Genomic DNA, 13,759 nt, shown 5'->3' with positions numbered 1-13,759 from the left:
CTCATAATGTAACGCTAGATTATTTAGCGTCTAAAAAGCTTTTCAGTAAATCAGAGCGAGAAGGGTGACGTAATTTACGTAGTGCCTTCGCTTCAATTTGACGAATACGCTCACGTGTTACATCAAACTGCTTACCTACTTCTTCCAACGTGTGGTCGGTATTCATATCAATACCAAAACGCATACGCAGTACTTTCGCTTCACGGGCAGTTAAGCCAGCGAGCACATCGTTAGTTGCGCCACGAAGAGACTCCATTGTTGCCGAATCGATAGGCGAATCAATAGTCGTATCTTCAATGAAGTCGCCTAAGTGCGAATCTTCATCATCACCAATCGGTGTTTCCATTGAAATTGGCTCTTTTGCAATCTTAAGTACCTTACGGATTTTATCCTCAGGCATCATCATGCGTTCAGCTAATTCTTCTGGATTTGGCTCACGACCCATTTCTTGTAACATTTGACGTGAAATACGGTTCAATTTATTGATCGTTTCAATCATATGTACTGGAATACGGATCGTTCTTGCTTGGTCAGCAATAGAGCGAGTAATTGCTTGGCGGATCCACCACGTAGCATAAGTTGAGAACTTATAACCACGACGGTATTCAAACTTATCAACCGCTTTCATCAAACCAATATTACCTTCTTGAATTAAATCCAAGAACTGTAAACCACGGTTGGTGTATTTTTTAGCGATTGAAATTACCAGACGTAAGTTCGCTTCTACCATCTCTTTTTTAGCACGGCGCGCTTTCGCTTCACCAATACTCATGCGACGGTTTATATCTTTAATACGTTCAATGCTTAAGCCAGTGCTTTCTTCCATTGAAGAAAGTTTGCTAATACAACGAAGTATTTCAGGCTTCACTTCTTCAAGTTTAGCTGAATGCTTTTCGTTAGCTGCAATTTCAATATCAAGCCATGCTGTGTCAGTTTCGTTGTTTGCAAAGTGCTTAACAAAGGTTTTCTTTGGAAGCTTTGAAACTTGTACTGCATGCTTCATGATAAGACGTTCTTGAACGCGAACTCGGTCCATCATTTCACGCATGTTATTAACCATGCGGTCAAATTGTTTAGGCACAAGTTTAAAGGTTCTGAACAACTCACCAATTTCTAAAATTGCGGCTTGAGATTCTGGATGAGAGCGACCTTTTTTATCGAATGTTTCACGTGCTTTAGTGTATAAATCACGTAAGTTTTCGAAATGGATGCGCGCTTCTTCAGGATCTGGACCTGTATCTACTTCTTCTTCGTCTTCATCATCGCTGTCATCATCATCGTCGCTGTCATCAAGCTGTTTTTCGCTTAATTCAGAGCCAATGTTAGTGGCAGCAATTGGTGGTGCTTCGTCTGCATCAGGATCGAAAAAGCCAGAGATAATGTCGCTAAGGCGCATCTCTTCTGCTTCAAACTTATCCCACTGTTCAAGTAGGTAAGTGATCGCTTCTGGGTATTCAGCAACCGAAATCTGTACTTGGTTAATGCCTTCTTCAATACGTTTAGCGATAACAATTTCGCCTTCACGGGTAAGAAGTTCAACAGTACCCATTTCACGCATATACATGCGAACAGGGTCTGTTGTACGGCCGATTTCTTTTTCTACAGTAGCAAGGGCTGCAGCGGCAGCTTCCGCTGCGTCTTCGTCTGTCGTGGTTTCTTGCATCATTAATTCATCAGCATCAGGCGCGTTTTCGCTAACCTTGATACCCATGTCATTAATCATGCTAATGATATCTTCTACTTGATCTGAGTCGATAATATCTTGTGGAAGGTGATCATTAACTTCTGCAAAAGTTAAGTAACCTTGCTCTTTACCTTTTTGAATCAGAAGTTTTAATTGTGACTGAGGAGTTGGATCCATAGAGATTGTTTCTTCCACTCTGATAAGTTGATACAACAGGCGCCATCATGGAGTTTGCTCAAAGGCTAACCAGAATAATGTGACGCAGTGAATAGCACAGTATAACAGCCTAAATCAAATCTGACTAGGGTCTGTTGGTCTTTCAGGATTAAAGTTTGTTCAATCCAAGGGTGGTTTAATCGCGGCGCGAGGTTTGTAACCTAGTGGGCTAAGTAAAAACCGAGCCACAAAGAGTAAACCTCCCTTGGGCCGAACCCAAAGGGCAGCGCGTGTTTGGCATTTATGCTGCGTTATCGCCTATTTATGTGGAACAACCACACTACATAGACTCTGCCTTGTCTAAATACCAAACACACTGCTGTAAACTTAACCTCGAAAGATAAACAGACCCTAACTGTTAGTCGTTTTTAACGCTGTCATTAGCAAATGACATTCTAGTCGTTCATCGCTATTTAAGCCCTGTGTCTTGTCTTTTATTAATAGGGTCTCTAGTCGATAATTTAAACACTGATCTTCAATAAATTTAAAAGTATTTTGAAAAACAGTCTCTAAACGCTCTTCATCTATTTGATGTTGCCATGTAGCCAACTTAGTTAATGGCTCATAGTCATCAGTGTCTCTAAATGATTCGAGAATTTGTGCAGTGGTAATGCCATCTTTTTGTAACGCTTGATGTTGTAGGCGTAATAACAAGCCGATTCCTGCAATATTCATTTGTGCTAAATCAGGCAAGTAGGGCACGCTTTTTGCCAAATTAGGGTGCTGAACTAAAATGCCTATCGCTTGGCGCATCGGTGTAATTTTAAATTTACGTTCAATTGCCTGCTGCTGTTTTGGTGTTTTTAAGTGATTATTAAGTTGCTCACGGGTGCGACCAATTAATCTGCCAAGTTGCTCCAAGATATTTTCTTGATAGAACTCACTTGGGATTTTTTCAATTAATGGCAGTGCTGCACTGAGTAACTTAGCCTTACCGGAATCGAGCGTTAAATCAATCTCTTTACTTAATTTATTAAACAGCACTTTAGTGAAGTCATCGGCGTTTTCTAGCCGCTGCTCAAAAGCCTCTTTACCTTCTTGTTGAACGAGTGAATCAGGGTCTTCACCATCGGGTAAAAATACAAAATGCAGTGCTTTGCCATCGTTTAAGTAAGGAAGTGCATTTTCCAGTGCACGCCACGCGGCATCTTTACCTGCACGGTCACCGTCGTAGCAACAAATAACTTTGTCAGTGGTTCTAAATAAGGTGTGCATATGCTCGCTGGTTGTCGCTGTGCCGAGTGCGGCAACTGCGTATTCTATGCCTTGTTCAGCCAGCGCAACAACGTCCATATAACCTTCTACTATGAGTACATGATCGAGCTTTTTGTGTGCTTGCTTTGCTTCATAAAGGCCATAAAGTTCAAAGCCTTTGTGGAATATTCGTGTTTCAGGTGAGTTTAAATATTTTGGCCCCTGATCTGCTTGCATTACACGGCCACCAAAAGCAATAACGCGACCGCGTTTATCACGAATAGGAAACATTAAACGATCACGGAAAAAATCGAATTGCTTACCTGGCGTTTTTTCAGATGCGAGCTTAAGCTCAACTAATTGCTCTTTTTGTTCTTGATTACGTCCAAGCTGTTGGCAGAGGCCTTCCCATTCGCTGGGTGCATAGCCCATCATAAACTTTTTAACTGTTGCGCCGCTTAAGCCGCGACCTTTTACATAGTCTATTACTGTTTCAGAATTACTATGATGTTTTAACTGGTGTTGATAAAAACGCGCTGCATGGAGCATTAAATCGTAGTCTGAACGTTTTTGTGCTGCGGTGCGTTCTGGGCCATTACTACTTCCTTGTTCGCGAGGAACATCTAGGTTAAGTAAACTGGCTAGCTCTTCAATTGCATCAACAAACTCAAGTTTGTCATATTCCATAACAAAAGAAATAGCATTGCCGTTAGCGCCACAGCCAAAGCAATGATAAAACTGTTTATCTTGCGATACAGTAAACGAAGGCGATTTTTCATTGTGAAAAGGACAGCAAGCTTGATAGTCTTTGCCCGCTTTTTTCAACCCTACCTTTGAGTCAATCAGGTCGACAATATCGGTTCGTGCCAATAAATCATCGATAAAGTTGCGTGGGATCTTTCCAGCCATTGTTTAAAGTACAGCCCTAAGGTAAATATAAAAGTGTTAAAAGCGAATTATAATACGCAGAGATTGGAACACAAATGCATATTTTTTTGAAGTGCTCTAAACGAAGAAACCGAGCTCAAGGCTCGGTTTACTTCAATCATACTTAATGTATGTGGGAGTATTAGGCAGTTAATCGTTGCTTAATTAAACCTGAGATTTTGCCCATATCGGCACGACCTTCGGCTTTGCTTTTGATTATACCCATTACTTTACCCATGTCTTGCATACCTGCTGCATTAGTATCAGCAATAGCCGCGTCAATGAGAGCAATGATTTCTTCTTCACTCAATTGTTGAGGTAAAAAAGCTTCAAGTGCTGTAATCTCATTGGCTTCAATTTCAGCTAAATCATCACGCCCAGCATCTTTGTACTGAGTGTAAGAGTCGCGACGTTGTTTAACAAGCTTCACTATAACGGAGGTAATACCTGCGTCGTCTAGTGTTATTTGCTCGTCAATTTCACGTTGCTTGATTGCAGCAAGTACCATGCGAATAGGATTAAGACGTTGTTTGTCTTTAGCTCTCATCGCATCTTTTTGCGCATCTTTTAGCGTTATTAAAAGGCTCATTTATACAAGACCTAATATATTAGTATAATTTAACGCGACGAGCGTTATCACGAGAAAGTTTTTTCATGTGACGTTTAACAGCAGCTGCTTTTTTACGCTTACGCTCAGCTGTTGGTTTTTCATAGTGCTCGCGACGACGAACTTCTGAAAGGATACCTGCTTTTTCACATGAACGCTTGAAGCGACGAAGTGCTACGTCAAACGGTTCGTTCTCTCTTACTTTAATTACTGGCATTAAAAATTCACCTACCTAAATTATGAGCGTTGCTCAAGTTGATCAAACATTGATCAAGTGGTTCAAAAATGGTGCGGTATTGTAATCCGAAGCAACACCACATGTAAAGGATAATATTAACAGAAACCTTACCGCTAAAACAGTGTTAATTTATATGTCGTTGGTACAGCCTACAAAAAACTTGTCCAGCCTTTTTCTCCTTTATTAACAACCAGTTAATAGGTGCCTTGAACGAAGTTAACTCCGTTTCAACCTCAACATATATCAGTGCGTCTGACTCGAGCCATTGATTATTTTCTAATAAATCACAGCATGATTGAGCCAAATTTTTACGAAATGGCGGGTCAATAAAAACTAAATTAAATGCCTCACTGGTGTTTTTATTCTCAAGAAAGGTCAAAGTATTAGTATTAAGTACTTGTGCATTTTGCGCATTAAGAGTGGCAATATTTTGCGTGAGTTGTTTTGCTGCTAGCGGGTCAAGCTCTAAAAATGTGGTGTTTTTAGCAAAGCGAGATAGCGCTTCAAATCCCAAACCACCAGAGCCGGCAAAACAATCGAGAGTGCGTGCATCTCGGGTATCGTGCATTAACCAATTGAACACAGTTTCTTTTATTCTGTCGGTTGTAGGGCGCAAGCCTTGAACGTCTTTTACTGGCAGTTTACGACCGCGAAATTGGCCGCTAATGATTCTAATAACGCCATCGGCTGATTTATGGGTGGTGTTATTTTGTGTGGTTTTTTTCTCATTTAACTCACTAAAAATTGGTATCTATGATCTAGCTCAGATAATATTGCAATCATATCACGGCGTGTCATTTTTCAACTGCGCTAAAAGTGTTACTATTATGCACCCTCGAGGATAACGTGTTGCTAAAAAGCAATTATTTAGGCTTAAAAGCACGCTATCATTATCGTTAGTTTATCAGATTTTTATAAGTGGTTATTAGCAAGTATGGCAAAAAAAGTAAATTCATGTCGTGGCTCGGTTTTGGTAAGTCAGATAAAAAACAAGCAGAAGCTGATAAACAACAAGCATTAGCAAACGAGCAGGCGGAAAAAGCCGAACAGGAGCGTTTAGCAGAGCAAGTTGAGGCTGAACGTTTACAAGCTGAAGTAGAAGCTGAACGTTTAGAACAAGCCCGAATTGCAGCTGAGAAAGCTGAAGCAGAGCGTTTAGCGCAAGAGCAAGCTGAAAAAGCCGAACAACAGCGTATAGCAGCTGAAGCAGAAGTAGAACGTTTAGAGCAAGAAGAACAGGCGCAAACACAACGCGCTGCGGCAGCAGAAAAACAAGCGATTGAACAAGCTAACGCTGAGCTATTAGCCAAACAACAGGCGGATGCAGAGCAGCAAAGACAAGAGCAAGCTAAACGTTTAGCTGAACAAGAAGCGCAAATGTTGTTAGAGCAAGAGCGTATCGCGGCTGAGCAAGCTGAAAATGAGCGTTTAGAACAACAGCGTATTGCAGCAGAACGAGCTGAGCATGAGCGTTTAGAACAACAACGCATAGCAGCAGAACAAGCTGAAAATGAGCGTTTAGAACAACAGCGTATTGCAGCAGAGCAAGCTGAGAATGAGCGTTTAGAACAACAGCGTATTGCAGCAGAACGAGCTGAGCATGAGCGTTTAGAACAACGCATAGCAGCAGAGCAAGCTGAAAATGAGCGTTTAGAGCAACAGCGTATTGCAGCAGAACAAGCTGAGAATGAGCGTTTAGAGCAACAGCGTATTGCAGCAGAGCAAGCTGAAAATGAGCGTTTAGAACAACAGCGCATTGCAGCAGAACAAGCTGAAAATGAGCGTTTAGAACAGCAGCGTATTGCAGCAGAACGAGCTGAGCATGAGCGTTTAGAACAACAGCGTATTGCAGCAGAACAAGCTGAGAATGAGCGTTTAGAGCAACAGCGTATTGCAGCAGAGCGAGCTGAGCATGAGCGTTTAGAGCAAGAACGTATTGCGGCTGAAGAAGAGGCTGAACGCCTAGAGCAACAGCGACTGACCGCAGAGCTTGCAGAGGAAGAAGCAAAAAAAGCGGAAAAGCCTAAAAAAGAAGGCTTTTTCTCTCGTCTCAAAAAAGGCTTACTTAAAACTCGAGTGAATATTGGCTCTGGTTTTTCGTCTATTTTTAGCGGTAAAAAAATCGACGACGAGTTATTTGAAGAGCTAGAGACTCAGTTACTTACTGCTGATCTTGGTGTGGATACCACCATGAAGCTCATTGATAACTTAACTGATGCAGCTGATCGCAAGCAACTTAAAGATGGTGATGCGCTTTATGAGCTTATGAAACAAGAAATGGCAACTATGCTAAAAACAGCAGAGCAGCCTTTAGAAATACCAGCAGATAAAAAACCTTTTGTTATTTTAATGGTAGGGGTAAACGGTGTAGGTAAAACCACTACCATTGGTAAAATGGCTAAACAATTTCAAAACCAAGGTAAGTCGGTCATGCTTGCTGCGGGTGATACTTTTAGAGCAGCAGCGGTAGAGCAGCTTCAAGTATGGGGTGAACGTAATAGTATTCCTGTGATAGCCCAGCATACAGGTGCTGATAGTGCATCGGTGGTATTTGATGCTTTTCAAGCTGCAAAAGCACGTAATGTCGATGTGTTAATTGCTGATACAGCAGGGCGCTTGCAAAATAAAGATAACTTAATGCAAGAGCTTGAAAAAATAGCTCGTGTAATGAAAAAAGTAGACCCTGATGCACCCCATGAAGTGATGCTGACTATTGATGCTGGTACAGGCCAAAATGCAATTAGCCAAGTAAACTTATTTAATCAATGTGTAGGTCTAACAGGTATCACATTATCAAAGCTTGATGGTACTGCTAAAGGTGGGGTTATTTTTGCCGTTGCCGATAAATTTAATATTCCTATTCGTTATATTGGCGTAGGTGAAAGTATTGATGATTTACGTACCTTCAAGAGCGATGACTTTATTGACGCGCTATTTAGTCAAGATGAGGACGACGCTTAATTTACCAAAAGGGAGCCTGCTCCCTTTTTAATTGCGAGGAATACCATTTTATTTTAAAGCCTAAGGCTAACAATAAATTGGCAATAATAAAAAATGATAAATTTTCAGCAAGTAAGTAAAACCTATGCCGGTGGGCACCGCGCGCTTGAAAAAGTGAATTTTCATATTAAGCCTGGCGAATTGGCCTTTCTAACAGGCCACAGTGGGGCTGGTAAAAGTACACTGTTGAAGCTTATTAGCTTGATGGAACGCCCTTCTGCGGGAAATGTATTTATCAATGGCGTGGATTTAAATAAATTAAATTCCCGTCAAATTCCGTATGCACGTCGCGACATTGGTATTATTTTTCAAAATCATCGATTATTAGAGCGATATACGGTATTTGATAACGTTGCTTTGCCCTTAATTATTGAAGGGACTCACCACAAGCAAATTGCCAAACGTGTGCATGGAGCGCTCGATAAAGTGGGTTTGTTAGATAAAGTACGCTGTCACCCCTCAACACTTTCTGGTGGTGAGCAACAACGAGTGGGGATTGCACGAGCCATCGTCAATTCGCCACCGATATTGCTAGCCGATGAGCCTACCGGTAACTTAGATCCTGAATTATCAATGGAAATATTACGCCTGTTTGAAGACTTTAATAAACATGGCACTACGGTTTTAATTGCCACTCATGATTTAGGATTAGTGTCACGAATGAAGTACCGTAGCTTAACACTTCATGATGGGCGGATGAGCCAAGACCCATTGGCTGAGGGGGATTATGAGTTTACTGTTCAAAAGTCGTCAAAATAGTAATGATAAACAAAAAAAATCAGTACTCTCTCGTAGTTACTTTTTTATTATTAATATTTTTCGCCAAGGTGTATACAGCCTAGGGGAAATGTGGCGCACGCCATTGGCTTCAATGATGACCATTGCAGTACTCGGTTTGAGTTTAACCTTGCCTGCAACACTATATTTAGTGGTAAAAAATGTGCAGCAAGTGAGTAGTGGTTTTGAGCAAGCCAGCGAAATATCATTGTTTGTAAAAGAAAATATGAGCGAGCAAGAAACGCAAACCTTAGTTAAACGCTTAGCGCTATATCCTGAAATACAAAGTGTGACTTTTATTTCTCGTTCAGAGGCTTTGGATGAATTTCAGGAAATGTCTGGCTTTGGTCAAGCTTTAGAGTATTTAGATACCAACCCGTTACCAAATGTAGTTTTAGTCACACCAACACAGCGGCATAGCCAACCCAATGCGGCTAAGCTGTTGCTTAAAAAACTTGAAGCCGAACGCGAAGTTGACTTTGGCAAGCTTGATATTGCTTGGCTTGAGCGCCTAAATGCATTACTAAGTTTGTTAAAAGAGAGTGTAATAACGATTGCGCTACTATTACTTACCTCAGTTACGCTCATTATAGGCAACACAATTCGCTTATCTATTATGGATAAAAAAGAAGAAATACAAGTGATGAAGCTAGTTGGGGCAACTAATACCTTTATACACGCTCCATTCTTATGGACTGGCATTTGGTATGGTGTGATTGGCGGATTGTTTGCTTTTATATGCGTAGCATTAATGATGTGGTGGCTATCTGCTGCGGTAAGTAGTGTGGCAGGGGTGTATCAAACCAGCTTTACGCTAATAGGGCTTAGTCTTAATGAGTTTGGCGCGTTGGTATTACTTGCTACTAGCTTGGGCTTTATAGGTTCTTACTTATCGGTTAATCGTTACATCTCAGAAATAGAACCCGATAAGGTTTAGGGCCCTAATATAATTCTTAAAACTGTCATGTTTTAAGTTTAAAGTTATAAAAAAGCCAGAGCAAAAAGATTATTTTTAGTTTTGGCTAAATCAATTCATAGGTTATTCAGTCGCCTAGCGTAGACTGAATTAACACTAAAAAAACCACTTGATTTATGATTCAAAAAAGTTTTAAATTCAAGTTAGCACTCTTACTAAAAGAGTGCTAAGATGGTTTCAAATGTTTATCACCGAGGTGAAAAATGAGTAAAGATTTATACGCAATGGCACTTACAGTTGGGCAACAAAGCGCAAGTATGGACGGCTACCTTCAAGCTGTTAGTACTATTCCTATGCTTAAAGTTGAGCAAGAGCAGGAACTTGCAAAAAGACTTCAGGAAGAAGGCGATCTTAGTGCTGCTAAGCAACTCATTATGTCGCATTTGCGTTTTGTAGCGCACATAGCTAAAAGCTACTCGGGTTATGGGTTACCTCAAGCTGATTTAATTCAAGAAGGTAACATCGGATTGATGAAAGCAGTAAAACGTTTTGACCCATCAGTGGGTGTACGTTTGGTTTCATTTGCCGTTCATTGGATTAAAGCCGAAATTCATGAGTTTGTGCTTAAGAACTGGCGTATCGTTAAAGTAGCGACAACCAAAGCACAGCGTAAATTGTTTTTTAACTTACGTAAAAATAAAAAGCGTTTAGGTTGGTTTAACCAAGCTGAAGTGAGCACAGTAGCTAGCGAGCTAGGTGTGAGTGAAAAAGAAGTGCGTGAAATGGAGTCGCGTATGAGCGGCCAAGACATGGGCTTTGACTTAACTGGCGACGATAATGATGACGCGCCAACTAGCACTTACTCACCGGTACAATACTTAACCGATGGTTCTGCGGATTTAGCAGACGATATTGAACAACAGCAATGGCAAGAGCAGTCACATACGCGTTTATTTAGCGCTTTGAAAACTCTCGATGAGCGTTCTCAAGATATTGTTAGTGCTCGTTGGTTGTCAGACGATAAAGCTACACTGCAAGAGTTGGCTGAAAAATACAGCGTATCAGCAGAGCGTGTTCGCCAGCTGGAAAAAACAGCAATGAAAAAATTACAAAGCGCGATGAGTTAATCGCACTAAAAAACTGATAAAGCCCTGCATGAAAATGCGGGGCTTTTTTTAACTAAAAAAGCTAACCAAAAAGGTTAATAGAAAGTATCGTTTTTCTTGTTCCGCTTACCTCTAATCACATCTATGTATCTTTTAATTAAATATACGCTATTTAAAATTAATGAATAAGTTTGGTTTTAATTTAAATACATGATTTTAGTTTGTTTTTAATTTGGGTATATGAAAATATTCGCGCACTTGAGCGACTTGTCACTCAAACCGTAGCCTAAATTAAGTCATTTAATTGCTGTGCTTATTGCCTTTCAATTTCATTTAACGCGAGTATTTACACTCAATATGAACTCATATTCACTAAAGAAAAAAATCTTACTATCGGTGGTTCTTGCCCTAGCTGTTATTATTGTATTGCTGTCGTGGAATAGCTACACCTCTCAAAAAGCGTTACTGTTAAAAAGCAGTATTGATAACGTAAGCCAATCTGGTAAGCAACAGGCTGCGAGTATTGAAGATTGGCTAGCTAGTCGTCAGCAGATAATTAAATCGGTTGCGAGTAAGGTTGAGGGCAATACGCTCAGCGCACTTCAGCAGGCAGCATTTTCAGGTGGCTTTCAGTTAACATACTTTGGAAGTAACAGCGGAAAAATGACTGACTCTGATCCCGGTATTGATCGCACCGGTTACGACCCGCGCACTCGTCCATGGTATAAACAAGCACAACTCAAAAGTGATACCGTAATTACCAAACCTTATTTAGATACCGCCTATAATCTGTTGGTTGTTTCTATTGCTAAAACCACGCGAAGCGGTGTGGTAGCCGGTGATTTGTCGATTGAGACCTTGGTCGATAGCGTCAATACAATGTCTTTACCTGCGGATGGATACGCCATTATGATGCACAAAGATGGCACTGTGATTGCCTATAAAGACGCTAGAAAAGTAATGGCAAATATTACTCAGGTTGATTCTAAAATTAATAACCAAGTAATTTTATCTAATAGTCAAAACAATGAATTTACGCCTGTTTACTTTGAGGGTGAAGGCCGAGAGAAGCTAGTTTGGGGTGAAAACATTAACAATACAGATTGGCAGTTGTTGTTTGTATTGGATAAACAAACTTTAGAGGCTCCGCTTATTAGTTTATTGCTGACTCAATTAGTGCTGGTTGCAGTAGCACTCTTACTGAGTGTGTTGGCTATTTCATGGCTATTGGGTGTATTGCTCGCACCTTTGAGCCGAGTGTCGCAAGCTTTATCAACAATTGCAGATGGTAACGGTGATTTAACTCAACGTATAACTGTTGATACGCAAGATGAAGTTGGGGTACTGGCTGATAGTTTTAACCGCTTTGTAAGTAGTCAGCATGAACTAATTAGCCATATTCGTCAGCTAGCAACGGATTTGGATTTTGATGCAGAGAAAAGCTTAATCACCAATCAAAATAGTGTTAGTGAGTTACAGCGTCAGCAACAAGAAGTAGCTATGGTTGCTACTGCGGTCACAGAAATGGCGAGTGCAACCCATGAAATTGCCGCCAATGCAGAAAACACCGCAACCGCATCGCAACAATCGGCGCAAAGTAGTCATGAAGGTAAGCTGTTAGTTGATAAAACCAAAAACACGATTAATTCACTGGCGGGAGAAATAGACCAAACTACCACCGTTATTGGTGAATTAAGTTTGCATGCTCAGGCTATCTCGAGCATTTTGACTACCATTCAAGAAATTGCTGAGCAAACAAATCTCTTAGCGCTTAATGCAGCAATAGAGGCCGCTCGGGCAGGAGAGCAGGGGCGTGGTTTTGCAGTGGTTGCCGATGAGGTGCGTGTGCTATCAAGAAGAACACAAAACTCTACAGCCGAAATTTATACCACTATAGAAACCTTACAAAACACCACTAAAAAAGCCGTGAGCTTGATGGACAGCAGTAAGGGTTATGCCAACAATAGCGTAGATGATGTGAATGCTGCAGCTCACGCGTTAGAAGAAATCACTCTGGCAGTAAATGAGATTTCTGATATGGCGGGTCAAATAGCCGTGGCTGCAGAAGAGCAAACGCAAGTGACTAATGAAATTACTAGAAATACGGTCGCCATTAAAGATGTAACCGATGAAATAACGACCTCGGCTACCGCGCATTTAAGCCAAGCAGAAGTATTAAAAGACAGAGCTACAGACTTAAATGCTAAAGTAGCAACGTTTATTTTATAAGCAGTATACTTATAATTAAGTTTAATTAACTGTTGGGGTAAGGCGCTCGCTTACTCCATCAGTTTAATGAAATGGCTTGTTGTTGGGCTATTTGCACATACTTACGTTCTACCAGTTGTGATACTGGCACCAATTCAAATCCTTGCTCGGTTAATTGCGGTAAAGCGTGACGTAAAAAATCGATGGTTTCGGGGTAGGGGTGCGCTATTGCAATGGCAAACTGATACTTAGTTGCTTTTGATTTTAGCTCTTCTAGCCTAAGTTGAAGCTGCTCAGGGGTAGTTATATTATCTAAAAATACATGCCGACCAATATTTTCTACCCCTAAAAAGTTAGCTGCGTTTTGCGCCTGGCTTAATTCGGTTGTTCGGCTATCAAGAAAATACAGCTGGCGCTTTTTGAGTACTTCCATGGTCCACTTCATTGCTTGGCTTTGTTGAGTTAGCGCAGAGCCCATATGATTATTAACCCCTTTAACTTGCGGCAAACTCGCCAGTGCATTACCGAGTGTTTGTTGAAGTTGTGCTTTATCCATATTTAAAGTGAGCGCCCCAGGGCCTAGCTTTTTACCATTTAAAGCTTGCATAGGCACATGCAACAGGAGCTCTTTATTTGACTGACTAGCAAGGGTTGCAAATATTTGAGAATAGGGGGTATGAGGCAAAATTGAATAAGACAATTGCCCAGGTAAACTTAGGAATTCTAAATCACGTTGATGATAACCTATGTCATCGATCACTATGGCTATTTGTTTGGCTTTAACAGCACTCGATGTTGCAAATAAGGCTAAAAAAAGCCCTGCTAACACCATTAAATTTATAATTTTCACGTTTTATAATTTTTATTATCTTTAAATAGTTTATCG

11 protein-coding genes are annotated in these 13,759 nt (G+C 40.7%); 5 read left to right on the top strand and 6 right to left on the bottom strand.

What is annotated here, in order from left to right; genetic code table 11:
* Nucleotides 1–19 precede the first annotated feature (19 nt).
* The 5 genes from rpoD to rsmD all read right to left on the bottom strand — a co-directional run bounded on the left by rpoD (nt 20) and on the right by rsmD (nt 5,611).
* Entirely contained in the window at nt 20–1,861 is a 1,842-nt protein-coding gene (gene rpoD / locus AC0L7Q_RS13765; RefSeq protein ID WP_010391796.1) for an RNA polymerase sigma factor RpoD, read from the bottom strand.
* Nucleotides 1,862–2,251: 390 nt separating this feature from the next.
* Nucleotides 2,252–4,003 (bottom strand): DNA primase, encoded by a 1,752-nt coding sequence (gene dnaG, locus AC0L7Q_RS13760; RefSeq protein WP_413400836.1) that lies wholly within the window; start codon nt 4,001–4,003, stop codon nt 2,252–2,254.
* A gap of 160 nt (nt 4,004–4,163) precedes the next feature.
* Nucleotides 4,164–4,610, bottom strand: coding sequence for a GatB/YqeY domain-containing protein (locus AC0L7Q_RS13755; protein ID WP_008114877.1), 447 nt, complete (start codon nt 4,608–4,610; stop codon nt 4,164–4,166).
* Between the two features lie 19 nt (nt 4,611–4,629).
* Nucleotides 4,630–4,845, bottom strand: a complete 216-nt coding sequence (rpsU, locus tag AC0L7Q_RS13750) for a 30S ribosomal protein S21 (protein WP_002957797.1) — start codon at nt 4,843–4,845, stop codon at nt 4,630–4,632.
* 145 nt (nt 4,846–4,990) lie between these two features.
* Nucleotides 4,991–5,611, bottom strand: a complete 621-nt coding sequence (gene rsmD, locus AC0L7Q_RS13745) for a 16S rRNA (guanine(966)-N(2))-methyltransferase RsmD (RefSeq protein ID WP_418157354.1) — start codon at nt 5,609–5,611, stop codon at nt 4,991–4,993.
* A 209-nt stretch (nt 5,612–5,820) separates the two neighbouring features.
* Between rsmD and ftsY the strand changes: the two genes are divergently transcribed.
* The 5 genes from ftsY (at nt 5,821) to AC0L7Q_RS13720 (ending at nt 12,894) form a co-directional block, all read left to right on the top strand.
* Nucleotides 5,821–7,827, top strand: coding sequence for a signal recognition particle-docking protein FtsY (ftsY, locus tag AC0L7Q_RS13740; RefSeq protein ID WP_418157313.1), 2,007 nt, complete (start codon nt 5,821–5,823; stop codon nt 7,825–7,827).
* Nucleotides 7,828–7,920: 93 nt separating this feature from the next.
* Entirely contained in the window at nt 7,921–8,625 is a 705-nt protein-coding gene (gene ftsE / locus AC0L7Q_RS13735; protein WP_418157312.1) for a cell division ATP-binding protein FtsE, read from the top strand.
* Nucleotides 8,594–9,580, top strand: a complete 987-nt coding sequence (gene ftsX, locus AC0L7Q_RS13730) for a permease-like cell division protein FtsX (protein ID WP_413400833.1) — start codon at nt 8,594–8,596, stop codon at nt 9,578–9,580. Before ftsE ends, ftsX begins: the two co-directional genes overlap by 32 nt.
* Nucleotides 9,581–9,822: 242 nt before the next feature.
* Nucleotides 9,823–10,686 carry an RNA polymerase sigma factor RpoH gene (gene rpoH, locus AC0L7Q_RS13725; protein WP_008114893.1) on the top strand — a complete coding sequence of 288 codons (864 nt, stop codon included), beginning with the start codon at nt 9,823–9,825 and terminating at the stop codon, nt 10,684–10,686.
* A gap of 336 nt (nt 10,687–11,022) precedes the next feature.
* Nucleotides 11,023–12,894: a methyl-accepting chemotaxis protein gene (locus tag AC0L7Q_RS13720; protein ID WP_409423974.1), complete on the top strand. Its 1,872-nt coding sequence runs from the start codon at nt 11,023–11,025 to the stop codon at nt 12,892–12,894.
* A gap of 58 nt (nt 12,895–12,952) precedes the next feature.
* Here the strand turns inward: AC0L7Q_RS13720 and AC0L7Q_RS13715 are convergent, their stop codons facing one another.
* A complete protein-coding gene (locus AC0L7Q_RS13715; protein ID WP_413402881.1) occupies nt 12,953–13,705 on the bottom strand; it encodes a divergent polysaccharide deacetylase family protein in 753 nt (250 codons plus the stop codon).
* Between the last annotated feature and the right edge of the window lie 54 nt (nt 13,706–13,759).

The sequence above is a fragment of the Pseudoalteromonas sp. KJ63-1 genome (genome assembly GCF_055808145.1).
Note: the sequence above shows the minus strand (reverse complement) of the source record. Positions and strands in the feature narration are given on the sequence as shown.